A 24,515-nucleotide genomic window follows, 5' to 3' on the forward strand; every position below is an offset into this window, starting at 1 on the left:
CGTGCCAGCCGGCAGAGATTGCCGGCCGGCGCGGAACGCCGCCAAGTCTACTGCACGACCTCGCCGTGCAGTGCCAGATCCAACCCTTCGCGCTCGATATCCCGGCTCACGCGAAGCCCGACGAAGAGATTGATCACGAACAGGATGATCAGGCTCACGACGGCATCATACACGAAAACCGTCGCGACGCCGATGCATTGATTGACGAACTGCCCAGGATTTCCCTCAAGAACGCCAGCCGTTCCACCATACTGCTCGACCGCGAACACGCCGGTCAGCAGCGCCCCGACGATGCCGCCGAGGGCATGGACGCCGAAACAGTCCAGCGCGTCATCGTAGCTGAACATGCGCTTCAAGCCGGTGCATCCCCAGTAGCAGCAGACGCCGGCGGCGATGCCGATGGCGAAGGCGCCGACCGGCCCGACGAACCCGGAGGCCGGCGTGATCGCGACGAGGCCCGCGACGGCGCCCGAGCAGATGCCGACGACGGTCGGCTTGCCCTTCAATGCCCATTCCACCAGCATCCAGGTGAAGCCCGCCACCGCGGTGGCGATCTGGGTCACCAGCATGGCCATGCCGGCCTGCATGCCGGCCGTGACGGCGGAGCCGGCATTGAAGCCGAACCAGCCGACCCACAGCAGCGAGGCGCCGATGAAGGTCAGCACCATGTTGTGCGCCGGCCCGGTCTCGACACGCTTGCCGAGCATGATCGCGCACATCAAGCCGGCGACGCCGGCATTGATGTGCACCACGGTGCCGCCGGCGAAATCGAGAACCTTGACATAGGCGGCGTCGTTGCCCGCGGAGAAGATGCCGTCGGGCCCCCAGACCCAGTGCGCGATCGGCGCATAGACGAAGATCGCCCACAGCCCGATGAACCAGAGCATCGCCGAGAACTTCATCCGCTCGGCAAACGCGCCGGCGATCAGCGCCGGCGTGATGATGGCGAACGTCATCTGGAAGCAGATGTAGACGGACTCAGGAATGGTCGCGGCGAGCGGATTGGGATTGCCGATGCCGCCCTTGCCGATGTCGCTCAGGATGTCCTTGAGGAACATGCGATCCAGGCCACCGATGAACGGCGTTCCGGCACGGAACGCGAGGCTGTAGGTGAGGACGGCAAACAGGATCGTGACCAGGCAGGTGACGGCGAAGCTGGTCATCACGGTGTCGCCGACATTCTTCTTGCGCACCATGCCGCCATAGAACAGGCCGAGCCCCGGCACCGTCATCATCAGGACCAACGCGACGGACGTCAGCATCCAGGCGGTGTCGCCCGAATTGGGCGTGCACTTCTCGAGAATCTTGCCGCCGCAGGCAGGCGGCGCCACCGCATCCTCAGCCAGCGCAATGTCACTGAACAGCAGGCAAAGAAACGCCACTCCCAGCAGGGCAATCACGATTCTCACGAGCTTCGGGCGCGTGTATGTCGCAGACTCCATCATCGTCCTCCCATCACAAGAAATGCTGGTGTTCGGAATGGGCGTGGCGCGTTCGGAGCGCGAACGCCGAAGACAGCGCGCATTCGGTTATCGGGATGTCTCGAAGCGCCGTGGTGCGGCTGGCGGGATGCGGCGAAGGCGCAGCGGCATTCAGGCCCGGCGCAAGGCACAAGCGCCTCCTGCTCGGCGGCGCGGCAAAGGCCGTGGTGCGCGGATAGCTGGAGAATGACGGCGACTAGCCTCATTGCGGCCAGCCCTTCCCATGGGATCCCCAGGCCGGAAACCCTGCAACGGCTTCCGGCACGATTTCTAGCCATATTCAATCAAGATTCGTGCCACCGGCGCATGCCGAGCAACAGATTGAAGACGCAGTAAATTCAATCCGCGCGCAGAACGGCATCGCGCACCACTGCACGTTCTCGCAGCAAGCGATCGATGGAAAAACAGGCAGCCGTCGGCGACCGCCCTCGTATGGGGCAATCGCCGGTTTGCCGGGATTGGGAGCTCAAATGGCCTTGAGCAGCGGCGGCTGCGCCGGCCGGATCAGCGCGAAGGCAAGCTGGATGATGCCGCCGGCAAGTCCGAGCGCGACGCCGATGCGCCAGGCCATGGTGTAGGAGCCGAGCGAGTCGTAGATCACCCCTCCTCCGTAGGCACCGAGGAAGCTGCCGACCTGGTGGCTCATGAAGGCAAGGCCCTGGATCATCGCCTGCCAGCGCAAGCCGAACATCTCCGCCACCGCGCCCGCGACCAGCGGCCCGACACCCATCCAGAGGAAGCCCATGATGGCGCCGAACAGCAGCGTCGAGCCCGGCGTTGCCGGCAGCATGAAGTACCAGGCGAGCGCCAGCGAGCGCAGGATGTAGATCGCGCCGAGCAGCGCCAGCTTGTTCCAGCGCTGGCCGGCCCAGCCGAAGAACAGCGAGCCCAGCACGTTGAAGCCGCCGATCATGCCGAGCGTCTGCGCGCTCAGCATCGGATCGAGCCCGCAGATGGCGAGATATGACGGCAGATGCGTGGTGAGGAAGACGAGCTGCATGCCGCAGACCATGTAGGCGCAGGTCATCACCACGAACGACGCGTTGCCGAACGCGGTCTTTGCCGCGGTCGCCGCCGTCGCATTGCCGATGTCGTCACCCGCGGGCTTCGGCAGCGGGATGTTGTCGACGCGGCCGGCATACAACGCCGCAGGGATCATCCCGACCGACAGGATGACGAAGCCGGCGAGCCCGACGCGCCAGCCGAAACCTTCATTGAGCATCTGGCCGATCGGCGCCGACAGCAGCGCGCCGAGCGAGCCCGCGGCAGAGACGATACCGAGCACGGTGGAGCGCACCATCTCCGGCACCGCGCGCGCCGCGACCGACATCGCAATGGCATTCGCGGTACAGGCGAGCGAAATGCCGATCAGCACGCCGGCGCCGATCATGATGCTGACGAGGCCATGCGCGGTCGTCATCAGCACAAGGCCTGCGATATAGGCCAGCGCACCGACCACCATGATCGGGCGGAAGCCGTAACGCACGGTCATCGCACCGGCGAGCGGCTGCAAGAAGCCCCAGGCGAGGTTCTGCACCGCCAGCGCCAGCGTGAAATGCGACACCGTAATTCCGATGTCGTGCGTCAGCGGCTGCATGAAGATGCCGAGGCTCTGCCGCAGGCCCATGCTCAGCGTGAGCATGATGGAGGCGCCGATCAGAATGGGAAGCGTGGGACGCAGGACCTGCAGCAGGGGCATTGTTTTTGTTCTCCCATAACGGCGCGGCACGCGCGCCACAGCCTGCGATTCACGCATGTTTTGGTTACACAGACCTGTGTACTTAGGCTATACAAGGGGCGAACTGTCAAGCGAAGAGGATCACGGCCGGCGCATGGCTTCCCCGCCTCCCAAACAGACCATGAAAGAGCGGATCCTCGAGACCGCCGACAAGCTGTTCTACCTGCAGGGCATTCGCGCCATCGGCGTCGACACCATCGCGGCCGAGATCGGCATCAGCAAGCGCACGCTTTACAACCACTTCCCGTCGAAGGACGCGCTGATCGAGGCCTATCTGCAACGCCGCTTCGTGCAGCCCCGCCCGTCCGACAAGCCGCCGGCCGAGCAGATTCTTGCAACCTTCGATTCATTGGAGCGGCGCTTCGCGGCAAAGGATTTTCGCGGCTGCCCGTTCGTGAACGCGGTGGCCGAGCTCGGACCTGATGACGAGGACCACACCGTCCGCGACATTGCCGTTGCCTTCAAGGAAAGCCGCCGGGTCTGGTTTCGCGATCTGCTGCAGCAGCTCGGCGTCGCCGATGCGGAGGGGCTTGCGACCCAGCTCACGCTGCTGGTCGACGGCTCGATCGCGCAGGACCTGGTGCGCGACGATCCGGCGATGGCTCGCGCGGCCAGGGAAGCCGCCCGCGTGCTGCTGGCCAACGCCGGCGTCAAGCTTGGCGCCTCCGCAGCTACGGACAACAAGCGCACCGGATAAATCCGGTTGCGTAGACAAGTCCGGTTTGGTTGTTAGCGGTGACGGCATGCGACGGCATTCCCAATCTGGATATTCCGTCCGGCGAGATTGACAGCGACCGCGAGACAAGCTGCGGCACAACTGGGGAACGACCATGGAAGATCTGAAGGTGACGGCCACCGGCTACGATTTCGCGCCGGCGCGCGCCGCCATGCAGCGCTACATCGACAACAATCTGCTGTCCGGCATCTCGTCCGCCGTGATGGTGGGGCGCGAGCTGGTCGACGTGTCCTGCGTCGGCTGGGCCGACAAGGAAGCGCAGACCCCGTTGCGCACCGACCACATCTTCCGGGTGTTCTCCAACACCAAGCTGATCACCTCCTGCGCGGCGCTGCTGCTGGTCGAAGACGGCCGCATCCGGCTCGACGATCCGATCGAGACCTACATCCCGCACCTCGGTAACCGCAAGGTGCTGCGGCCGGGCGCGACGTCGATCGACGACACCGAGCCGGCGCGGAGCTCGATCACCATCCGCCAATTGCTGAGCCACAGCGCCGGCTTGAGCTACGGCTTCTTCGATCCCGGCACCGTCATCTTCAAGGCGCTCAACGAGCGCGGCGTGCACAACCCCAACACGACCCTGGCCGAGATGGTCGATGTGCTGGCCGGCCTGCCGCTGATCTATCAGCCTGGCACGTCGTGGGAATACTCGCTCGCGATCGACGTGGTGGCGCGCCTCGTCGAGGTGGTCAGCGGCCAGAGCTTCGACAAATTCATCAAGGCGCGCATCCTCGATCCGCTCGGCATGGTCGATACCGGCTTCGTGGTCCCCGAGCAGGATCAGGGACGCCTGGTCGCGTACTACGCAGGCGCCGATCTGATGGAGCCGATGAAGCCGGGCCTCACCCGCACCGACAATGCGCCCTTCCCCGGCGCCTATCTGCGCCCGGTCGCACGGCTCAATGGCGGCGGCGGCCTGGTGTCGACACTGCCCGACATGGTCGCGCTGATCCGCAGCCTGCTGCCAGGCGGACCGACCCTGCTGAAGCCGGACACGATCGCTGCGATGATGTCCAACCAGTTGCCGGACGGCCAATGGATCCGCTTCGCGATGATGGGCGAGCAACCCGGCAAGGCGCATGGGCTTGCCGGCGGCCTGATCCTCAATCCCTCACCAATCGATCATCCCGACGCCGCCGGCGAATTCTACTGGGGCGGCGTCGCCGGCACGCAATGGTGGATTTCGCCCAAGAAGGGCATCGCCGGCGTCATGATGGCACAGCGCCAGATGGCGTTCGTCCATCCGTTCTCGTTCGAGTTCAAGCGGATGGCCTATGACGCGGTGAAGCGCGGCCGTTAGCAGGCTGCGTTTACGACAATCCTGTCGGCACCCGCAAAAGCGAAAGCGGGTGACCCAGTATTCCAGAGACGGTTCAGCTTGAATCGAGAGGCCGCGGCGTACTGGATATCCCGCATTCGCGGGGTATGACGACGAGTGTTGTGGATGGTGTGAAGCGCGGCCGTTAGGCCGCCGCGGAAACCACGCGGTTGCGGCCGTCGTGCTTGGCGCGATAGAGCGCGGTGTCGGCGCGCTTCAGCACGTCGGCAACCTGCTCGCCCTTGCGCTCCAGCGTGGTGAGCCCGATCGAGATCGTGACCGTGATCCGCTTGCCGCCCTTCTCGACGGCAAAGGGCTCGCCCGCGATCGAGCGGCGCAGCCGCTCGGCGACCATGCCGGCGACATGCAGATCGGTCTCCGGCATCACGATCACGAACTCCTCGCCGCCATAGCGGCAGGCCAGATCGATGCCGCGGATCGACTTGCGGATGCGAACGGCAAATTCGCGCAGCACGTCGTCGCCGGCGTCGTGGCCGTAGGTGTCGTTGATCGCCTTGAAGTAATCGATGTCGAGGATCATCAGCGCCAGCGGCTTGCCGCGGACCGAAGCCTGCTCCGCCAGCGTCGCGAGGTGGCTCTCCATGTAGCGCCGGTTGTTGAGGCCGGTCAGCGCATCGGTGATCGCCATCTCGATCGAGTTCTGCACGTTGTCGCGCAGATGATCGGTGTAGCGGCGGCGGCGGATCTGGGTGCGCGCCCGTGCCAGCAATTCATTCTTGTCGACCGGGCGCAGCAGGTAGTCGTTGACGCCGATCTCGAGCCCGCGCATCAGCCGCGTGTTGTTGTCGGCATCGGACACTGCCAGGATCGGCACCTGCCGCGTCCGCTCCAGCGAACGGGCCTGGCTGCACAGCCGCAGGCCGTCGTAATTGTCGAGGCTGAGCGACACGATCAGCAGGTCGTAATTGCCCTCGGCCGCATGGAACAGCGCTTCAGACGGATTGACCTCGACGTCGACGGTATGCTCGGCGGAAAGGATCGGCGCCAGCTTCTCGTAAGACGACGGCCGGTCGTCGACCAGGAGGATGCGGCCGCCGGTGCCACGATCCGCGATCGCGCTGCGCTCGGGCGCCTGCATGCCGATCTCGAGCGAGGTGATGGCGCGCATGCGCAGTTCGTCGGTCATCATCTTCAGCCGCGTCAGCGAGCGCACGCGCGCAATCAGCACGACGTCGGACACCGGCTTGGTCAGGAAGTCATCGGCGCCGGATTCGAGGCCGCGGACGCGGTCAGCCGGACTGTCGAGCGCGGTGACGATGACGACGGGAATGAAATGGGTCGCTGGATTCGACTTCAAGCGGCGGCAGACCTCGAAGCCGTCCATATCCGGCATCATGACGTCGAGCAGGATGATGTCGCATTCGGCGCGCGAACAGATTTCCAGCGCCTCGGTCCCGTTGGATGCGGTCAGCACATCGAAATATTCGGCCGACAGGCGAGCTTCCAACAGCTTGACGTTCGCCGGAACGTCATCGACGACGAGGATACGCGCGGACATCGCAACCCAACTCCCCTATCCGATAAAGCGTCGGACAGTCTCAATGAATTTGCCGACCGAGATCGGCTTGGACAAATAGGCTTCGCAGCCGCCCTCGCGGATGCGTTCTTCGTCGCCCTTCATGGCGAAGGCGGTGACTGCGACCACCGGAATCGTGCGCAGATCGGGATCGTCCTTGATCCAGCGCGTGACCTCGAGGCCGGAAACCTGAGGCAGTTGAATATCCATCAAAATGAGATCGGGGCGCAGCTTGCGCACGAGATCGAGCGCTTCGAAGCCATTGCTGGTGCCCGAAGTCTGGTAGCCATGCGCTTCCAACAGATCGCGAAAGAGCTTCATGTTGAGCTCATTGTCCTCCACGATCAGGACGGTTTTGGCCATCCCGTCCCTCCCAAACCCAGGAGACGGGCCCGGCTGCGGCACCTCACGCACCGCGCTCGGGACGCGTCGAAAATGTGAATTCAAACTAGCGCCAGAATCGCTCTAACCCGTTAACCCGACATCCAACTTCCGCAGCGTGGTTTCCGTTGCTTGAACATGCGCGGAAGACTCGGGCATGATGGGCCTCTCAATAGAGACCATAAGTTAACGGAAAGGCAAACCGGCGCGTTGAAAAAGCCTGTTCACAACCTGCGGGAAGTCGCTGAAATCGTTGCGATTCAGGCGCTGGGCTTCATTGCCGGCGATCCCGAGCGGCTGGGCCTGTTCCTGGCTGAGTCCGGAATCGGTCCGGAGACGCTGCGGAACGCGGCGTCCAATCCTCAATTTCTTGCGAGCGTGCTCGATTTCGTGATGCGCGACGATGCCACCGTGCAGGCGTTCGCCGCAGCCTCCGAACTGCACCCGACCAACATCGCCGCCGCCCACCAGGCGCTGGGTGACCCGAGATGGGAGCGCGACGTGCCGTGACGACGGCGGCGGCAGCGCCCGGCGGCCCCCTCGGTTTCTGCCGGGATTGCCTCGGCGATCTAGATATCAAGGTCAGGCGATGCAGCCATTGCGGCTCGCCGCGGCTGGTGCGCCATCGCACCCTGCCCGCGCTCGCGCTCGCGCATATCGATTGCGACGCGTTCTACGCCACCGTTGAGAAGCGCGACAATCCTGAGATCGCCGACCGCCCCGTCATCATCGGCGGCGGCAAGCGCGGCGTGGTGTCGGCCGCCTGCTACATCGCCCGCACCTACGGTGTCCGCTCGGCGATGCCGATGTTCAAGGCGCTGGAACTCTGCCCCGACGCCACCGTGATTCCCCCCGACATGGCGAAATATGTCCGGGTCGGCCGCGAGGTGCGCCAGGCAATGCAGGCGCTGACGCCGCTGGTCGAGCCGCTGTCGATCGACGAAGCGTTCCTCGATCTCTCCGGCACGCAGCGCGTCCACGGCATGATCCCGGCCAAGGTGCTCGCCAAATTCGCCCGCGAGGTCGAGCGCGAGATCGGCATCACGGTGTCGGTCGGGCTGTCCTGCAACAAGTTCCTCGCCAAGATCGCCTCCGATCTCGACAAGCCGAGGGGTTTTGCCGCGCTCGACCAGGACGAGGCGCGCGAGATGCTGGCCAGTAAACCGGTCGGCTTCATCTACGGCGTCGGTCCCGCGACCCAGGAGAAGCTCGTGCAGCGCGGTTTCCGCGTCATCGCCGATTTGCAACGCGCCGACGAGAACGAGCTGATGAAGCAGTTCGCCGGCGAAGGCCGCAGGCTTTGGCGGCTGGCGCGCGGCATCGACGACCGCAGCGTGGTGCCCGATCGCGGCGCCAAGACCATCTCGAGCGAGACCACCTTCGAGACCGACATCCGCGATTTCGCAACCCTGGAAAAACTGCTCTGGAAGCTGTCAGAGAAGACCTCGGCGCGGCTGAAGAGCAGCGACCTCTCAGGCTGCACCATCACGCTGAAGCTGAAGACCGCGGACTTCCGCCAGCGCACCCGCTCGCAATCGATCCAGACCCCGACCCAATTGGCCGCAAAGATCTTTGCGGTGACGCGCGAGATGCTGGCCAGGGAGATCGACGGCACCGCCTTCCGCCTGATGGGCGCCGGCGTTAGCGCGTTGCGCCCGGGCGCGCAGGCCAACGATTCCGACATGCTCGACCGTCGCTCGGCACACGCCGAACGCGCGATGGATAATCTGCGCAAGAAGTTCGGCAACGCCGCCGTGATCAGGGGCATTGCCTATGATGGGCCGGCAAAGCCGGAATAGTTCGGGCTCGACCGCGACCCGAACTCCGTCATTGCGAGGAGCGCAGCGACGAAGCAATCCATCGCTCCGCAGGCGTGGAGGTATGGAATGCTTCGCTGCGCCCGCAATGACGGGGAGCCACGGCCCTCAATCCGCCACCGCAATCGCCTCGATCTCGATCAGCCATTCCGGAGCCGCGAGCGCGGTTACGCCGACCAGCGTCGAGGCCGGCGGCTCCATGCCCTCGAAGAACGCCGAGCGCGCCTTGCCGATGATCGGACGCAGTTCCGGCTTGTAGCCGACCACGTAGGTCGTGATCTTGACGATGTTGGAATAGCTCGCCCCGGCGGCCTTCAGCGCAGTGCCGAGATTTTGCATCACCTGCGTCGTCTGCGCGGCGAGATCGCCGGCGCCGACCAGCCGGCCCTCCTCATCCGTGGACACCTGTCCCGAGATGTAGATGGTGCGCGCGCCCGAGGCGACGACGACGTGGGAGTAAGCCGGATTGTGATGCAGGCCGCTGGGGCGAAGATGGTCGCGCTTGCTCATGATGTGCCTCCCTGACACGCGTGTTTCGGGAAGCGTACTCGGGTCTGATGGTTCCGGCCAGAGTGGTCTCTTGCTCCGCTGTCGTCCCGGCGAAAGCCGGGACCCATAACCACAGGAAGCAGTTGTTGAGGGAAGCCGTGGCCCCAGCGTCGCAAAACGCACCTTCGGTGGTTATGGGTCCCGGCTTTCGCCGGGACGACACTGAATGTGTGGCTACAGCCGGCCCCTTACTTGCAGGGCTTGGAATCCCTGACGTCGAACTTGTCGAGCGCGCCGGAGATCACGAAATCGTTGTAATCCAGCACCAGCGCGCGCGAGACGCCGTTTTCGTAGAGCTCGAACGACATCGCGTAGACCGGCGTCTGCTCGCCGTCCTTGGCGCGTGCGTCGCTGTCATAATAGCTCACCGTCACCGGCCAGCGCGTCATGGTCTTCATCGCATCGCTGGCGGTCGACGGATCGGGCGATGACGGCGCGCGGTCGCCCGCAATGGGGCGGCCGATCACGGTCAGCGTGTTGTAGACCTTCTCGCCGTTGTCCGAGCCGTCATAGACGGTCTGTTCGAGCACCGATTTGCCGTCGCGGGCGGCGGCGATGATGCGCTGGATCTGTTCGGTCGGGAATACGATCTTGCCGTCGAGATTGAATGTCTTCTTCACCGGCTGGGTCAGCTTCACGGTGATATGATCGCCGACCCGCTCGGCGATGCCGTCGACCGGCGAGGATTCACTGTCGTTCATCCGCGTGTCGATCTTGAACCGATAGCTCTTGCCTGCCGCATCCTCCCAGGACGTGGAGCGCAGGTCTGATAGCGTCACCTTGCCCTCGCCGCTGTCGAGCTCGGACACCTGACGAAATTCGGAGGTGTAGCCTTCGCAGGAGCTGCCGGAGAAATTGTAGAGAATGCGCCCGCGCGCGTCGCTGACCGAATTGGAGCCGCGTGATTTCACCAGGCTCAGATCGTACAGCGCCTGGTGCGCGAGAAACGGCCCGCTTGCCGCGGCGGCAGCCCCATGAACCAGAGCGGATCCTGCGGTAACGGCGATCGTGAGCACCAGGGCACGCGACGGATTCCGGAACGGCAAGGTCATGGTTTGTCCTCGGGGAGGCAGGGATTCGCCACAATAGTGACGGTGGTATTGCGCCGCAACTGGGGCAAGTCTGACAAAATCGCAATGTCGGCGACGAAATTGCCGTCATTTTCGGCAGTTTCCGTGCGATTGCGCACGTCCCGACCGCCACGCCCTCAGGCGACCGTCGCTTGCAACCGGCGGCACGATGCGCGAAACAATCGAAACAAACTCGGCCCTGACCGCGTTTCAGGCTTCGTGCAATCCAATTGGGGGACAAAAAGATGGCGGGTACCGTCGAACAGAAACTGGCGTCACAGGGCATCACGCTTCCCGAGCCGACCTCCCCGGTCGCAAACTATGTCCCCTTCGTCCGCAGCGGAAACCTGCTGTTCGTTTCCGGTCAGGTCTGCTTCAACGCCGAAGGCAAGCTGATCGCCAAGGGCAAGCTTGGGGCCGGCGTCACGCTCGAGCAAGGCGTCGCTGCGGCGCAGGGCTGCGCGATCAACCTGCTGGCCCAGGTCAAGGCTGCGCTGGGCGATCTCGACAAGGTGGTGCGCGTGGTGCGATTGGGCGGCTTCATCAACTCCGCGCCTGATTTCTTCGACGGACCGAAAGTCCTGAACGGCGCCTCCGACCTGATGGTCGCCGCCTTCGGCGACAAGGGCCGCCATGCCCGCACCACCGTCGGCGTCGCCTCGCTGCCCGCGGACGCCGCGGTCGAGGTCGAAGGCGTGTTCGAAGTCGCCTGAGCGATGCGCGCACCTGATTGGCTGACCAAACGGCCGGTCGCCCATCGCGGCCTGCACGATGCCGCACGCGGCATCATCGAGAACATGCCGGCCGCGGCCAACGCCGCGGTATCAGGCAATTTCGCGATCGAGTGCGATATCCAGCTCACCGCCGACGGCGAGGCCATGGTGCACCACGACGATGCGCTCGGCCGCCTCACCGAAGGTTCTGGCCTGTTGGTCACCAAGACCGCGGCCGAGCTGAAAGCGGTCAGGTTCAAGGGCACCACCGAGCACATGATGACGCTCGGCGATCTCTGCGCGCTGGTCGCCGGCCGCGTTCCGCTGGTGGTCGAGGTGAAGAGCCATTTCGACGGCGACCGCAGGCTGGTAGCTCGGATGGCCGAGGTGCTGTCGTCCTATTCCGGCCCTGTTGTCGGCATGTCCTTTGATCCGGACCAGGTGCTGGCGCTACGCGAGACCATGCCGAACCTGCCGCGCGGCATCACCGCCCAGCGCACCTATGACGACAGTTCCTGGACCAAGCTGACCCCGGCGCAGCGCGACGGCATGCTGTATCTGCGCCACGGCTTCAGAACCGAGCCGCACTTCGTTGCCTTCTGGGTCAACCAGCTGCCGGCGCCGGCGCCTTGGATCGCCCGCAACGTGTTCGGCTGCCCATTGCTGGCGTGGACCGTCCGGACCGCGGAACAGCGCGCGCGCGCGGCGCGCTACGCCGACCAGATGATTTTCGAGGGGTTTGTACCGGGAACCTGACATGTCGCCGGTAGCCTTGAACTCGTCGCTGCGACGCACGATGTTGTCGGGAGTTGGTCGTCATCGGCGATGGCGGAATGCGGGGCATGATCCGGAAGTGGAGCCAGCTGTTCCGGAAAGATCATGCTCAAAAGAGGCACCGGTCTTCATTCTCGATGACGTCGTCTGAAATCACCCTAGAGGCTGTGGCTGATATCGGCGGCATTCCAGCCGCCGAGTGGGACGCCTGTGCCAATCCGAGGCCGGACGCCGACAGCATCCATAACCTCGACACGCTGGCCTCGTCCGCCACCGCAGGCGATTGCCAGGCGGCTGCAAGTTCGATCTATAACCCGTTCGTTTCCCATGCCTTTTTCGCTGCTGCGGAAGCCTCCAATTCGGCCTGCCCGCGGACCGGCTGGGGCCCGCGGCATCTGGTGGCGAAACTCGATGGCCGGATCGTCGGCGTCGTGCCCTGCTATCTGAAATCGCACTCGCAGGGCGAATACGTGTTCGATCGCGGCTGGGCCGAGGCCTATCACCGCGCCGGCGGCAGCTACTATCCGAAGCTGCAGGTCTCCGTGCCCTTCACGCCGGCGACCGGGCCGCGGCTGTTGATCCGCGATGGCGTCGACCGCGAGATGATCGGCTCCGCGCTGGCGCGGGGCCTGCGGGCGCTCTGCAACGCCACCGAGGCCTCCTCGGTGCACGTGACCTTCGCCCGCGAAGACGAAGCAAAATTCCTCGGCGCGCACGGCTTCCTGCAAAGGACCGACCAGCAGTTCCACTGGCACAATCAAGGCTACAAGACCTTCGACGATTTCCTCGGCTCGCTGAACTCGCGCCACCGCAAGGGCATCAAGCGCGAGCGCCGCGAGGCGCTTGCTGCCGGCATTACCATCCACTGGCTGACCGGCTCCGATATCACCGAGGACGCCTGGGACGCTTTCTTCGAGTTCTACATGGAGACCGGCTCGCGCAAATGGGGCCGGCCGTATCTGACCCGCGAATTCTTCTCGCTGATCGGCGAGAGCATGGCCCGCGACGTGCTGCTGGTCATGGCCAAGCGCAACGGCCGCTGGATCGCGGGCGCCATCAACTTCATCGGCTCGGACACGCTGTTCGGCCGCAACTGGGGGGCGATCGAGCACCACCCGTTCCTGCATTTCGAGGTCTGCTACTACCAGGCCATCGATTTCGCGGTTCAGCGCGGGCTCAAGGTGGTGGAGGCCGGCGCACAGGGCGAGCACAAGCTCGCGCGCGGCTACCTGCCGCAGACCACCCACTCGGCGCATTTCATCGCCGATCCCGGGTTGCGCCGCGCGATCGCCGACTATCTCAAGCGCGAGCGCGATTATGTCGCCGAGGTCGGCCGCGAGCTCACCGAGGCGGGCCCATTCCGCAAGACGGTCGACGACGACGCTTGACGTTTCGGCCGCGACCTAGACATTAGCGCTATAGAATTGAGGAGCCGCCGCCATGCCCGCCTACGACAACAACAACCCCTTCGCAAAAATCCTGCGCGGCGAGTTTCCCTGCTACAAGGTCTATGAGAACGAGCACGTGCTCGCCTTCCTCGACATCATGCCGCGCTCACCCGGGCATACGCTCGTCATCCCGAAAGCCCCTGCCCGCAACATCCTCGACATCACGCCTGATGATTACGCCCATGTCGCGCGCGCCGCCCACAAGATCGCCGCCGCCGGGATGAAGGCGTTCGAGGCCGACGGCATCACCGTGCAGCAATTCAACGAGCCCGCCGGCGGCCAGGTCGTGTTCCACCTCCACATGCATGTGATGCCGCGCAAGGACGGCGTCGCGCTGCTGCCGCCCGCCAGCCTCAAGGAAGACGGCAAGGTGCTGGAGGCGAACGCGGCGAAGCTGATCGCGGCGTTGAAGTAGCCACCAGCGTCATTCCGGGGCGCGCCGCTTGGCGCGAGCCCGGAATCCATTCCTCCGCGAATATTTAACTAACCACCGACCGCTCCTGCGGCCCAATGGATTCCGGGCTCATCGCTGCGCGATGCCCCGGAATGACGGCTCACTCCGTCTCGAAATCGCCCGCCTGTGGCGGAGCGAGCGGCGTGAACTCGCAGCGGTCGGGCTTGACGTCGATCAGCGGCGTCTCGTCGAGGCAGTCGAGACCACGGACCAGGATGACGTTGCCCTCGACGCCGACCAGCTTGACGATCGAAGTGCCGATCGGATTGGGCCGCACCGGCGAGCGCAGCGAGAAGGTGCCGCGGGTGTTGCCGTTGTTCTTCGGGCTTTGCAGCACGATGTCGCGGCGCGACTGGTGCAGCCAGTACAGCACTTCGAGATTGCTGTAGAAATCGACGCCCTTGATGGCGGCGACCCAGGGCTCGAAGATCTCGAGCCGGCACACCGGGCCATCATGCCGCCCCTGCCGCGGCGTCGCCAGCCGCGAGGTCCAGGGCGTGCGGATGCGGCCGATGAAGACGAGCCCGGCATCGCGCGGCGCCGGCATGTCGACGGCGATTTCGCCCTGGCGCAATTCCATTTCACGTACCATGTGTCAGTCCAGCGATATGTTGAGCGCCTTGACCACGCCTGCCCACCGTGCGCGATCGGTATCCACGAACTTGTCGATCTCGGCCTGGCTCTTCGCCCGCAGCGGCGGGAAACCGATCTTGACCAGCGAAGCGCGGAACACCTCGTCGTTCAAGGCCCGGTCGAGGCTCGCCTTGATCTTGCCGGCGATCTCGTCAGGCACTTTCGACGGCGCTGCAATACCATACCAGACGCTGACCGCATAATCCGGATAGCCGCTCTCGGCGATCGTCGGCAGATCGGGCAAATCGGCGATGCGCTCGGTCGAGCTGACGCCGAGCGCGCGCAGCATGCCGGACTTGACCGGCGGCAGCGCGGTGCCGAGCGTGTCGAACATCAGCTGGATGTTACCTGACAGCAAATCCTGCAGCGCGGGTCCGGCGCCCTTGTACGGCACATGGGTCATCTCGACGCCGGCCATCTGCTTGAACATCTCGCCGGCGAGATGAACCGTGCCGCCTGTGCCGGCCGATCCGAAATTGAGCTTGCCGGGATTCTTCCTGGCGTAGGCGACGAACTCAGCGATCGTCTTCGCGGGCACCGACGGATTCACTTCCATGATCATCGGCGCATCCGTGATCACGGACAGCAGGCGGAAATCCTTCGCCGGATCGTAAGGCAACTTCTTGTAGAGCAGCGGATTGAGCACGAAGATCGAAGCCGCCGTCACGAACAGCGTGTAGCCGTCGGGATCGGAGCGCGCCACGGCCTCGGCACCGATCGCGCCCTGCGCGCCCGCCTTGTTCTCGACCACGACGACCTGCTTGAGATCGCGCCCGAGATATTCGCCGATGATGCGGCCGAGCACGTCGGTCGGGCCGCCCGCGGCATAGGGCACCACGAGCTTGATCGGACGCGCCGGATAATCTGCGGCGCGCGCCGGCAGCGCCGCCACCAGCAACGCCGTCAGAGCAACAATGAATGGCGATGATGCGCGCCGCTGCATGCCGTTTCCCCGCTGTCTCGTTCTTGGGGAACGAGAGTAGCGGATAATGCGGTCGCCGCAATCAGCCGAGCCAGTATTTGCCCGCGATCATCACGACTTCGCCGACGATGACGCCGGCGAAGATCGATTTTCGCGCCAGCGTGAACGCCACGAATCCCGCGGCGACGGCACCGTAGCGGAGCCAATCCGGCACGCTGGCCAGCGCGCCCGGCGGCTGCACCACGATCTGCGCGATGATACCGGCGAGGATCGCGGTGGCGACCGCCCTCACCCATACCAGCAGCTCGGAGTTTTCGTCGATGCCGCCGCCGAACCACAGGCCGAGCATGCGCCAGATCTGGTTGGGAATGACGCCCGCCACGAACAGGATCGCGAGCGCGTGCCAGTCGCCGATGAACGTGCTCATGCCCGCGCCCTCACGGTGCCCGCCCGCGCCCGGTGCACCCCATAGGCGACGGTTCCCGCGACGACGCCGCTGACCAGGATGTCGACGCCGCTGTTCAGCATTGCGGCCAGCGGAAACAGCAAGAGACCGAGCACCAGCGCGATGACGTCGGCGAGCTCGCGGCAGTTGCGCGCGGTGGAGAACAGGAAGGCGAGCGGCGTCAGCATCAGCATGCCGGCGGCGAGCAGCGGCGTCAGGTTGGCGGCGAGTGTGTAGCCGATCGTGTTGGCGATCAGGCAGACCGAGACCAGCCCCAGGCCGAGCCCATGGATGAAGGCGATCCGGCGGTTGCGCGGCACCTGCGGCAGGAAGCGGTAGCATTCGACCCACAGCGTCACGGCAGTGAGATGCGCCACCAGGATCAGATGCCGGCGTTTGGTGTCTTCGGTGCGCATCAACGGCAGCACCGACACCACCATCGGAAACAGCCGGATCGCGCTGACGGTGACCGCGATCGCCGATTGCAGCACCGTGGCGCCGGAGCCGAGCGTCGTGATCACGATGATCTGCGCGGGCCCCGCCCAGACGAACGCCGTGCTCGCCAGGGTCCAGCCCAGCGAGAAGCCGGAATCATGCGCCAGCGCGCCGATGCCGAGATAGGTCGCAAACAGCACCAGCGTCAGCACGGTCGCGCCGACCGACCGCGCACCCCACAGGAAAGCGCGGAACGAGGTCTGCCATTGCGGAGAATCGAGCGGAGGAAGCGCCACGGGGGACCGGATGGTTATGCAATGGCGGCGGCTTAGGGCGCGGTGCTCAACGGGTCAAGCAAGTGGCTGCACAGCGCAGGTATGCAGTAGCCCGAATGGAGCTGCGCAATCACGCCCGGTTCTTCAGCACGAAGCATGCCCCGCCCGCCTTGCGGATGCGGCTGCACAGGCCGTCGGCCTCGGGGCGTGTGTCGGCGCCGATACGCACCTGATAGAATGTCGCGCTGCCGCGTGTGCGCAGCCGCGAGCCGAGCAGGCTTGGATCCTGATCTCCGATCACATTCGACAGCCGCTTCATCGCGCGGGCATACATCGCGAGCGCCTTGTCGCGGCTGAAGCCGGCGGCGAGCTGCACGCCCCAGACCTTGGCTGCCGACAGCGTAATGTGCTGCTCGAGCCCGGCCACGAACGGATTGGGCGCGCGCTTCAACAGCGCCATCAGCTCGCGGCAGCTCGTGGTCGGCCTACGCTCCGGCATCTTGCCGCTGTTGCGGGCAGCAGCGGCCCAGTCGTCGACGCTGGAGCCGGTGATCGCCGAGACGTAGTTGCGCGTCTCCTGCGGCATGGAGCCGGAGCCGGCGAGCCAATCCTGCACGCGGCGCGGGCCGGCATTGTAGGCGGCGGCCGCGAGGCCGAGATTACCGAACTGGTTGCGCAGCTCACTGAGGAATTCCGCGGACTTCGGCAGCGCCTGGACGGGATTGAACGGATCGAGCAGCCCGCGTTCGTTAGCAGTGCCCGGCATGAACTGCGCGATGCCCTGCGCGCGCTGGCCGCTGCGGGTGACCGGACCGATCGCGTCGGCCTGGAAGCGGCTTTCCTGCCAGATCACGCGCGCGAAGAATTCGAGCGGCAGGTCGTTGGCCCGCGCCGCCGACTCGATCATCAGGCACATCGCCTCGCGGGTGTCGCTCTCGCGCGCGTCGTCTGCGGGCTTGTCGGCTGTGGCCGCGGCGGGCTTCTCGGCAGGCGTCTCCGCTGGGGGCGCAGGCTTCTCGGCCGATGGTGCGGCCTGCTGGGCCGGCACCTCCGCGGGTTTTTCGCTGGGCGCAGCCGGCTTGTCCGCGGGCGGCGCTGCGGGTTGCTCAGCGCCTGGCGGCGCCGGCGGGGCTGCGGCAGGCGCGTCCTCCGCGCCGGCACCGACCGGCGGCACCAGCGTCAAAAGCAGAACCAATGCGGCGCAACGACCTGTTCGCATCGCAAATCTGTTCCCGCGCAGCGCGGCTTGACACCGCAGGCTCGTGGTCTAGCTATGGACTGAAATGATGGCGCGCAAAAGGGAGCGCAAAATGGCCGCAGCTACGGACGATCAACTCGGCTTCGCCCCCGACGACGACGCCCCGATCGGCTACATGAAGCGGACCCGCGATTATTACGCGGCGATCGGCTACACCACCCCCTACCGCTGGGCGCATTACACGTCCGCGCCGTTCCAACCGCTGACGAAGCCGCTGAACCAGTCCCGCGTCGCCATCATCACGACCGCGGCGCCGTTCGATCCTGCCCGCGGCGACCAGGGTCCGGGCGCGAAATACAACGGCGGCGCAAAATTCTATTCGGTCTATGACGGCGACACCTCGCAGCCACACGATTTGCGAATTTCGCACATCGCCTATGACCGCACCCACACCACGGCGACCGACAGCGGCACCTGGTTCCCGCTGGCGCAGCTCAAGCGCCTCGCCGCGGAAGGCACGATCGGCGAAGTCGCGCCGCGCTTCTTCGGCGCACCGACCAACCGCAGCCACCGCGTCACCATCGAGACCGATGCGCCCGAGATCCTCAAGCGCTGCCGCGACGACAAGGTCGACGCCGCGGTGCTGGTGCCGAACTGCCCGGTCTGCCACCAGACCGTCAGCCTCGTGGCACGGCATCTCGAAGCCAACGGCATCCCGACCGTCGTGATGGGCTGCGCCAAGGACATCGTCGAGCACGCCGCGGTGCCGCGCTTCCTGTTCTCGGATTTCCCGCTCGGCAATTCGGCCGGCAAGCCGCATGACGAGGCCTCGCAGGCCGTCACGCTGGAGCTCGCGCTGCGCGTGCTGGAGACTGCGCCCGGCCCGCAGACAACCGTGCAGTCGCCGCTACGCTGGAGCGAGGATGCGTCCTGGAAACGCGACTACAGCAACGCCGACGCGCTGAGCGCCGAGGAGCTGGCGCGCCTGCGCCGTGAGTTCGACGCGCAGAAGGAAATCGCCAAGGGCCTGCGTGTTGCGTAGCACCGGGCGTTGCGTCCATCGCTCGCCAAACCAAAGGTGTCATCGCCCGGCTTGACCGGGCGATCCAGTATTCCAGAGACACCGGTCAGTCACGGAGAACCCGCGGCGTACTGGGTCCCCCGGTCAAGCCGGGGGACGACACCTTGGAAAGGCGGCGCTCAGCGCGCCCTTACGAGCACGGGGACTGCGCCGTGTGAGGCGGATTCTTGAGCCCCCGCATAACGCCGCGCGAGCGCCGCGCAGGTCATCAGCTGGATCTGGTGAAACAGCATCAGCGGCAGCACGATCAGCCCGACCGATTGGCCGGCGAGCAGCACGCTCGCCATCGGCAACCCGCTCGCGAGGCTCTTCTTCGAGCCGCAGAACATGATGGCGATGCGGTCGGCACGCGAGAAGCCGAGCAGCCGGCTGCCGAAATTGGTGATCAGCAGCACGACCGCGAGCAGCACCGCGTCGAGGCCGAGCACGGTCGCCATCTGCGTCGCGTCGACCTGGTGCCAGATGCCGTGGCTGACGCCGTCGCTGAACGCGGTGTAGACGATCAGGAGGATCGAGCCGCGGTCGACCAGTCCCAGCACCGCGTGATGCCTGGCAACGAAGCCGCCGATCAGCGGCCGCGACAATTGTCCCGCCGCGAACGGCAGCAGCAATTGCACGACGATGTCGAGCGCGGCATTGCCGGAGAACCCGCCATGGCTGGAGAGCAGCACGCCCGCCAGCAGCGGCGTCGCGACGATGCCGAGCAGATTGGAAGCGGTCGCCGAGCACAGCGCTGCCGACACGTTGCCATGCGCGATCGAGGTGAAGGCGACCGAGGACTGCACGGTCGACGGCAGGATGCAGATCAGGATCACGCCCGCCCACAGCGCCGGCGTCAAAAGATGCGGCGCCAGCGCATGCGCCGCGAGCCCGAGCAGCGGGAACAGGGCAAAGGTCGAGAGGAAGATCACGAGATGCAGCTTCCAGTGCCGGGCGCCGACCAGTGCCTCGGTGGTCGACAGGCGGGCGCCGTGCAGAAAGAACAACAGCGCGATCGCAACATCGGCGGCATAGCCGCCGATCACGGTGCCCTGCCCGTGCAGCGGCAGCAGCGTGGCAAGGCCGACCATGCCGACGATGGCGGCGATGTAGGGATCGACGGGCGCGAATGATCGCAGGCGGCTGATGGTCATGGCGGGTTCCTTTCCTTGCTCGCAAGGTGGCTCTGCCGGCACCGATTGTGAACCGCGCTTACCGATGTTATTATCATTACGTTATGTAATGACGAGATCGCCGCCATGCTCGACCCGACCCAGCTCGAGACCTTCCTCACCGTCGTACAGACGCAGAACTTCACCGAGGCCGGCCGCCGCCTCGGCCTGAAGCAGTCGACGGTGAGCCAGCACATCCGCAAGCTCGAGGCCGCCGCCGGCCGCCGCCTGTTCGTGCGCGACACCCACTCGGTGGTGCTCACCGCCGACGGCGAGGCGATGACGGGCTTCGCGCGCCCGATCCTCGAGGCCAACGCACGGGCCCGCGATTACTTCGCAGGCTCGCAGGTGCGCGGAAAAGTCCGGTTCGGCGCCGCGGAGGATTTTGCCAGCTCACGCCTGCCGGATCTGTTGCGCGATTTCGTCCGCCGTCATCCGCAAGTCGATCTCGAGCTGACGGTGGGCTTGAGCGCCGTGCTGTACCAGCAGTTCGATGCCGGCGAGCTCGACCTCGTGCTGGGCAAGCGCCGGCCCGGCGACGCGCTCGGACAATTGGTGTGGCAGGACCGCCTGGTGTGGACCGGCGCGCCCGGGATGCGGCTCGATCCGGAACAGCCGCTGCCGCTGATCCTCTACGCGCCGCCGAGCGTCAGCCGCAGCGTGGTGCTGGAGGCGATGGAACGGTCCGGACGGCCCTGGCGCATCGTCTGCTCCAGCGGCAGCTTGAGCGGCCTGCGCGCCGCAGCGCTCGCCGGCCTCGGCATCACGCCGCAGGCCCAAGGCTTCATCCCGGACGGATTGGAGGCGATGCCGGAGTCGAGCCTGCCGCCGCTCGGCAGCGTCGAATTCGTGGTCCGCACCCAGCGCCGGACCAAGCGCGGCCCGGCGATCGAACTGGCGCAGGCCATCACCGCGCAGGGCGGCCGGCTGCGGCCGTAGTTTGCGTCAGGCGGGCTGTGCTGCGGTCACCTACACCGCACCGAGCATGCCCGTGCGATCGTGGCAGCCGAGATATTCGAAGAATTGCTCGTCGGCGGCGGCGACCGTGACCTCGTGATACAGCCTGAGCTTGGCGCTCGGCCCGAGCGTCGACAGATACTTCATCGCCGCGCCGAAGATCCGGACATGGGTCGGATGCGATTCCGCCCAGCGTTCCAGCGCGGCGAGGCTCTTCCACCAGCTCTGGCCATAGGACTTCTCCGTCACTCGTCCATCCGCATCGACGACACGCATGTAGCGGTTGGCGTAGCAGCCGATCGGCACGCCCTGGTCGCGCAAGAAATCCATGCCCTCGCGCAGCACCGGCTCGACATCGTCGAGATACATCTTGCGCTCGGAGGCCTCGGTGTCGCTCCAGTCCTGGCCGGAGCGGATCAGGCAGAGATTGTCATGCGCGACCACGCGGATTCGTGCGCCGTCGCGGATGACGCGCGGCTCGCCGCTGGGCGTCATCGGGTCGGTCTGCGACAGCGGGATGCGGTCGCGCATGCCGCCCCAATAGGCGTGCTCCTGCACCTCACCGCTCATGCCGTCGGCGAGCACCGCGACGCCCTCAGGCCGGTCGAGCGAGGAGAACAGCGTCTCGTAGTGCGCAACATGCGGCCGCAGCACCTCGATGAAGCGGCCGATGCCGTCAGCGGCAGCGCCGCCGGTCCAGGCTTCGCGGGCGCCCTCGAACCAGGCATCGAAACGACCGGCATCGTCCCAATAGGCGACCGAGACGACATTGGTGAAGCCGGCCTGGTCGACATATTGGGCGCGGTCCCAATGCGTCGGCCCGTTCTCGCCGGCAAAGCGTGCTGCGATCTGCGCCAGCGCCCCGGTCGCGGCGGCCGTCGGCTCGCCGCGAAACTGCACGCCGAAATAGGCCATGATCACGTTTGCGACCGCGGGCTTGTGGCGCGCGACGAAGGACGGATATGGCGGCGCGTAGTCGTCGGGCACACGGCGATGACGGGAGCGCGCGGTCTGCAAATGAGGAGGAATCGCGGATTCCATGGCAGTCACCTCGGGTTGGATGTTGCCCTGATGCGTTCAGCTCGCAGCCGCGTCGATCTCCTCAAAACTGTCGAGCGGCAGCGCGAAATGCTCGACGCGCTTCGAGGGCTTCCTGTTCAGCAGCAGGCGCGTGACGTCGGGCCGCGAATAGTGCCCGGCCGGATCGGCGGCGTTCTTGGCGATCCCGATCGCGCCGAGATCGATGTCGGCGAGCAGCAGCCCTTCCTGATCGGGCGGCAGCTTCTCGGCGATCGAACTGCCGTCGGGCCCATAGATCGCGGCATGTCCGCCGCCGACATGCAGCAGCGCGTGCTTGTCGTCGCGGTCGCACATTTCGTCGATCATGGCCTGCGAGACAGTGGCGCAGGGCGCCAGCACGAAGCACGAGCCCTCGACCGCATAGACGCGCGAGGCCGCGTTGTTGACCTCCCAGCCGAGCGCCGGCGCGAACGGATCGTACAGCGAGAAGCTCGGCCAGGCCGCGACATGCACCTGCTCGTTCTGGGCATACATCGCGTATTTCGACAGCGGCTGCAGATGCTCCCAGCAGCACAGCGCGCCGAGCCGGCCGATGCCGGGGCGGTCATGCACCGCAAGGTCGCTGCCGTCGCCCTCGCCATAGACGGTGCGCTCGGCGTGGGTCGGCCGCAGCTTCCGCCGCTTGGCGATCGTCTCTCCGTCAGGCCCGATCAGCCATTGCGCGAGATAGAGGCTGCCGCCGTCGCGCTCGGACAGCCCGAACACCGCGGTCATGCCGGCCTGCTTCACAGCGAGCCGCAGCTGCTCCGCCTGCGGGCTGTCGTAGGACAGGGAATTATCGAAATAGCGCTGCACGAAACCGCGCCCGATCGCCCAGGCCGGCGAGTCGAGCCAGATGTACCAGGGATAGCCGGGGATGAAAGCCTCGGGGAACGCGATCAGCTTTGCCCCCTTGGCGGCGGCTTCCTCGATCAACGCAATGCTTTTGGCAATCGAGGCGTCGAGATCGAGCCAGGCCGGCGCCGCCTGCACCACCGCAACGCGATATTTCGGATGTTCGATGCCCATGATGTCCTCCTCGGGGCCGACGCTGGCGGCCGGTTCGTGCTTGATCGGCCGCAGCCGCTTCTGACATCATGCTGCCCCGGGACCGGGAGCGCCGTTCGACCAGGACGGAAGGAAAATTCGACTGCGGAGGAGATGCCCCCAGCGGTCGCCGGTACGAAGCTTGCTTTGTTTGCGTGGCCAGCGTTTGCACTCGTGAAGGGAGGAAATCATGCCGGCCCTGTTCACCACGGAAGGCGCGCCCACGCATCGGCGCCTCGCGCTCTGGCAGGACATTGTCTGCGACGTGTTCGTGCAGCTCGACTGCAAGTCCGACCTCGGCTCCGCCTTCCACGGCGCCATCACCAGCGCGCAGCTTGGTCCGGCGAAGTGCTCGGTCGTGTCGTCGAGCCGGCAGCGCGTGCTGCGGACGCCGTCGCGGATCGCGCGCGCCAGCGAGGATTTCGTGCTGTTCGCGCTCGGCCGCAGCGGCTCGGGCGGCGTGGTGCAGGACGGCCGCGAGACCGTGATCCAGCCCGGCGAGTTCGCGTTCTACGACACCACCCGGCCCTATGAGCTGCGCTTCAATGACGACTTCACGCAGACCATCTTCCAGGTGCCGCGCGCGATGCTGCACCGGCGCTTCGCCGGCAGCCAGGGCCTGACGGCAACGACGTTCACGTCCGATCGCCCGGTGCAGCGGCTCGCCTGGCAGTTCATCTCGGGGCTCGCTGATATCGCCGACCGGCTCGAGCCGGACAATGCGATCCGTCTCGCCGATCAGGCCGCCGACCTGCTCGCGATGGCGATCAGCGAGCGCATCGGCGGCACCGCGCTGCCGGCCTCGACGCACCGCTCCGCCCTGCTCTACCGGCTGAAGGCGCATGTGCTTGCGCATCTGCCGAACCCCGAGCTCGGCATCAGTGAAACCGCCGCAGCGCTCGGCATCTCGCCGCGCTACGTCAACAGCCTGCTGGCCGACGAAGACACCTCGTTCCAGCGCTTCGTGCTGGCAGAGCGGCTGGAACGCTGCAAGCGCGACCTCGCCTCGCCGACACATGCGCATCGCCACATCAGCGAGATCGCGTTCGCCTGGGGCTTTAACGACCTTTCGCATTTCGGCCGCGTGTTCCGCGAGCATTACGGCCTGTCGCCGCGCGAGTGGCGGCACAGCCGGCTGCCGAACTAGCTTCTCGGCTCGTTTGCGGCGCAAAATAGCCGGGAATCCGGGCCTTCACAGATGCAAACAATTTACACTAACTGCAACGGGTTCCGTTCGTACCCTTCTTTTCGCTGGTCGACAGCGGTAAAGTTCTGCCGTTAATTTAGGAGGATTTC

Annotated in this window: 25 protein-coding genes; 11 read left to right on the forward strand and 14 right to left on the reverse strand. The window is 65.7% G+C overall.

Annotation, left to right across the window (positions count from 1 at the left end):
- Nucleotides 1–47: 47 nt before the first annotated feature.
- Nucleotides 48–1,445, reverse strand: coding sequence for an ammonium transporter (locus JQ507_18680; GenBank protein ID QRI67038.1), 1,398 nt, complete (start codon nucleotides 1,443–1,445; stop codon nucleotides 48–50).
- Between the two features lie 502 nt (nucleotides 1,446–1,947).
- Nucleotides 1,948–3,180: an MFS transporter gene (locus tag JQ507_18685; protein QRI67039.1), complete on the reverse strand. Its 1,233-nt coding sequence runs from the start codon at nucleotides 3,178–3,180 to the stop codon at nucleotides 1,948–1,950.
- 133 nt (nucleotides 3,181–3,313) lie between these two features.
- On the opposite strand from JQ507_18685, the gene JQ507_18690 reads away from it, so the two are divergent.
- Together JQ507_18690 and JQ507_18695 are read left to right on the forward strand one after the other, a co-directional pair.
- Nucleotides 3,314–3,916, forward strand: coding sequence for a TetR/AcrR family transcriptional regulator (locus tag JQ507_18690; protein QRI67040.1), 603 nt, complete (start codon nucleotides 3,314–3,316; stop codon nucleotides 3,914–3,916).
- 190 nt (nucleotides 3,917–4,106) lie between these two features.
- Complete coding sequence (locus JQ507_18695) at nucleotides 4,107–5,255, forward strand: beta-lactamase family protein (protein QRI73407.1); 1,149 nt, start codon at nucleotides 4,107–4,109, stop codon at nucleotides 5,253–5,255.
- Nucleotides 5,256–5,418: 163 nt separating this feature from the next.
- Here JQ507_18695 and JQ507_18700 read toward each other — a convergent pair whose 3' ends face one another.
- Nucleotides 5,419–6,792, reverse strand: coding sequence for a PleD family two-component system response regulator (locus JQ507_18700; protein ID QRI67041.1), 1,374 nt, complete (start codon nucleotides 6,790–6,792; stop codon nucleotides 5,419–5,421).
- Nucleotides 6,793–6,807: 15 nt separating this feature from the next.
- Entirely contained in the window at nucleotides 6,808–7,173 is a 366-nt protein-coding gene (locus JQ507_18705) for a response regulator (protein QRI67042.1), read from the reverse strand.
- A gap of 228 nt (nucleotides 7,174–7,401) precedes the next feature.
- On the opposite strand from JQ507_18705, the gene JQ507_18710 reads away from it, so the two are divergent.
- Together JQ507_18710 and JQ507_18715 are read left to right on the forward strand one after the other, a co-directional pair.
- Nucleotides 7,402–7,701 carry a DUF3572 domain-containing protein gene (locus JQ507_18710; protein QRI73408.1) on the forward strand — a complete coding sequence of 100 codons (300 nt, stop codon included), beginning with the start codon at nucleotides 7,402–7,404 and terminating at the stop codon, nucleotides 7,699–7,701.
- The gene (locus JQ507_18715; GenBank protein QRI67043.1) at nucleotides 7,680–8,990 is read left to right on the forward strand and encodes a DNA polymerase IV; all 1,311 of its coding nucleotides are present in this window, start codon (nucleotides 7,680–7,682) and stop codon (nucleotides 8,988–8,990) included. Before JQ507_18710 ends, JQ507_18715 begins: the two co-directional genes overlap by 22 nt.
- 126 nt (nucleotides 8,991–9,116) lie before the next feature.
- On the opposite strand, the gene JQ507_18720 is transcribed toward JQ507_18715, so the two are convergent.
- Complete coding sequence (locus tag JQ507_18720; protein QRI67044.1) at nucleotides 9,117–9,518, reverse strand: RidA family protein; 402 nt, start codon at nucleotides 9,516–9,518, stop codon at nucleotides 9,117–9,119.
- A gap of 227 nt (nucleotides 9,519–9,745) precedes the next feature.
- Nucleotides 9,746–10,609, reverse strand: a complete 864-nt coding sequence (locus JQ507_18725; protein ID QRI67045.1) for a cell envelope integrity EipB family protein — start codon at nucleotides 10,607–10,609, stop codon at nucleotides 9,746–9,748.
- Nucleotides 10,610–10,872: 263 nt separating this feature from the next.
- Here JQ507_18725 and JQ507_18730 point away from each other — a divergent pair, with 263 nt between their 5' ends.
- The 4 genes from JQ507_18730 to JQ507_18745 all read left to right on the forward strand — a co-directional run bounded on the left by JQ507_18730 (nucleotide 10,873) and on the right by JQ507_18745 (nucleotide 13,977).
- Entirely contained in the window at nucleotides 10,873–11,340 is a 468-nt protein-coding gene (locus JQ507_18730) for a RidA family protein (GenBank protein ID QRI67046.1), read from the forward strand.
- 3 nt (nucleotides 11,341–11,343) lie between these two features.
- A complete protein-coding gene (locus JQ507_18735) occupies nucleotides 11,344–12,096 on the forward strand; it encodes a glycerophosphodiester phosphodiesterase (protein ID QRI67047.1) in 753 nt (250 codons plus the stop codon).
- 155 nt (nucleotides 12,097–12,251) lie between these two features.
- Nucleotides 12,252–13,502, forward strand: a complete 1,251-nt coding sequence (locus tag JQ507_18740) for an N-acetyltransferase (GenBank protein ID QRI67048.1) — start codon at nucleotides 12,252–12,254, stop codon at nucleotides 13,500–13,502.
- Nucleotides 13,503–13,554: 52 nt separating this feature from the next.
- Nucleotides 13,555–13,977, forward strand: coding sequence for an HIT family protein (locus JQ507_18745; GenBank protein ID QRI67049.1), 423 nt, complete (start codon nucleotides 13,555–13,557; stop codon nucleotides 13,975–13,977).
- Between the two features lie 139 nt (nucleotides 13,978–14,116).
- Here the strand turns inward: JQ507_18745 and tsaA are convergent, their stop codons facing one another.
- The 5 genes from tsaA to JQ507_18770 form a co-directional block, all read right to left on the reverse strand.
- Nucleotides 14,117–14,608 (reverse strand): tRNA (N6-threonylcarbamoyladenosine(37)-N6)-methyltransferase TrmO, encoded by a 492-nt coding sequence (gene tsaA, locus JQ507_18750; GenBank protein ID QRI67050.1) that lies wholly within the window; start codon nucleotides 14,606–14,608, stop codon nucleotides 14,117–14,119.
- 3 nt (nucleotides 14,609–14,611) lie between these two features.
- The gene (locus tag JQ507_18755; GenBank protein QRI73409.1) at nucleotides 14,612–15,547 is read right to left on the reverse strand and encodes a tripartite tricarboxylate transporter substrate binding protein; all 936 of its coding nucleotides are present in this window, start codon (nucleotides 15,545–15,547) and stop codon (nucleotides 14,612–14,614) included.
- A gap of 106 nt (nucleotides 15,548–15,653) precedes the next feature.
- Nucleotides 15,654–15,998, reverse strand: a complete 345-nt coding sequence (locus JQ507_18760) for an AzlD domain-containing protein (GenBank protein ID QRI67051.1) — start codon at nucleotides 15,996–15,998, stop codon at nucleotides 15,654–15,656.
- On the reverse strand, nucleotides 15,995–16,747 hold the full coding sequence (locus tag JQ507_18765) for an AzlC family ABC transporter permease (protein QRI67052.1): 753 nt from the start codon (nucleotides 16,745–16,747) through the stop codon (nucleotides 15,995–15,997). The genes JQ507_18760 and JQ507_18765 overlap by 4 nt, the downstream gene beginning before the upstream one ends.
- A gap of 109 nt (nucleotides 16,748–16,856) precedes the next feature.
- Nucleotides 16,857–17,915 (reverse strand): lytic transglycosylase domain-containing protein, encoded by a 1,059-nt coding sequence (locus JQ507_18770; protein QRI73410.1) that lies wholly within the window; start codon nucleotides 17,913–17,915, stop codon nucleotides 16,857–16,859.
- 121 nt (nucleotides 17,916–18,036) lie between these two features.
- Here JQ507_18770 and JQ507_18775 point away from each other — a divergent pair, with 121 nt between their 5' ends.
- Nucleotides 18,037–18,966 (forward strand): glycine reductase, encoded by a 930-nt coding sequence (locus JQ507_18775; protein ID QRI67053.1) that lies wholly within the window; start codon nucleotides 18,037–18,039, stop codon nucleotides 18,964–18,966.
- Between the two features lie 158 nt (nucleotides 18,967–19,124).
- On the opposite strand, the gene JQ507_18780 is transcribed toward JQ507_18775, so the two are convergent.
- A complete protein-coding gene (locus JQ507_18780; GenBank protein QRI67054.1) occupies nucleotides 19,125–20,138 on the reverse strand; it encodes a bile acid:sodium symporter in 1,014 nt (337 codons plus the stop codon).
- Nucleotides 20,139–20,243: 105 nt separating this feature from the next.
- On the opposite strand from JQ507_18780, the gene JQ507_18785 reads away from it, so the two are divergent.
- The gene (locus JQ507_18785; GenBank protein ID QRI67055.1) at nucleotides 20,244–21,095 is read left to right on the forward strand and encodes a LysR family transcriptional regulator; all 852 of its coding nucleotides are present in this window, start codon (nucleotides 20,244–20,246) and stop codon (nucleotides 21,093–21,095) included.
- Between the two features lie 30 nt (nucleotides 21,096–21,125).
- On the opposite strand, the gene JQ507_18790 is transcribed toward JQ507_18785, so the two are convergent.
- Nucleotides 21,126–22,154: a phenylacetaldoxime dehydratase family protein gene (locus JQ507_18790; protein ID QRI67056.1), complete on the reverse strand. Its 1,029-nt coding sequence runs from the start codon at nucleotides 22,152–22,154 to the stop codon at nucleotides 21,126–21,128.
- 36 nt (nucleotides 22,155–22,190) lie between these two features.
- Nucleotides 22,191–23,201 carry a carbon-nitrogen hydrolase family protein gene (locus JQ507_18795; protein ID QRI67057.1) on the reverse strand — a complete coding sequence of 337 codons (1,011 nt, stop codon included), beginning with the start codon at nucleotides 23,199–23,201 and terminating at the stop codon, nucleotides 22,191–22,193.
- Nucleotides 23,202–23,409: 208 nt separating this feature from the next.
- On the opposite strand from JQ507_18795, the gene JQ507_18800 reads away from it, so the two are divergent.
- The gene (locus JQ507_18800; protein QRI67058.1) at nucleotides 23,410–24,366 is read left to right on the forward strand and encodes a helix-turn-helix domain-containing protein; all 957 of its coding nucleotides are present in this window, start codon (nucleotides 23,410–23,412) and stop codon (nucleotides 24,364–24,366) included.
- Nucleotides 24,367–24,515 lie beyond the last annotated feature (149 nt).

The sequence above is a fragment of the Bradyrhizobium sp. PSBB068 genome (assembly GCA_016839165.1).
Classification (GTDB): Bacteria; Pseudomonadota; Alphaproteobacteria; order Rhizobiales; family Xanthobacteraceae; genus Bradyrhizobium.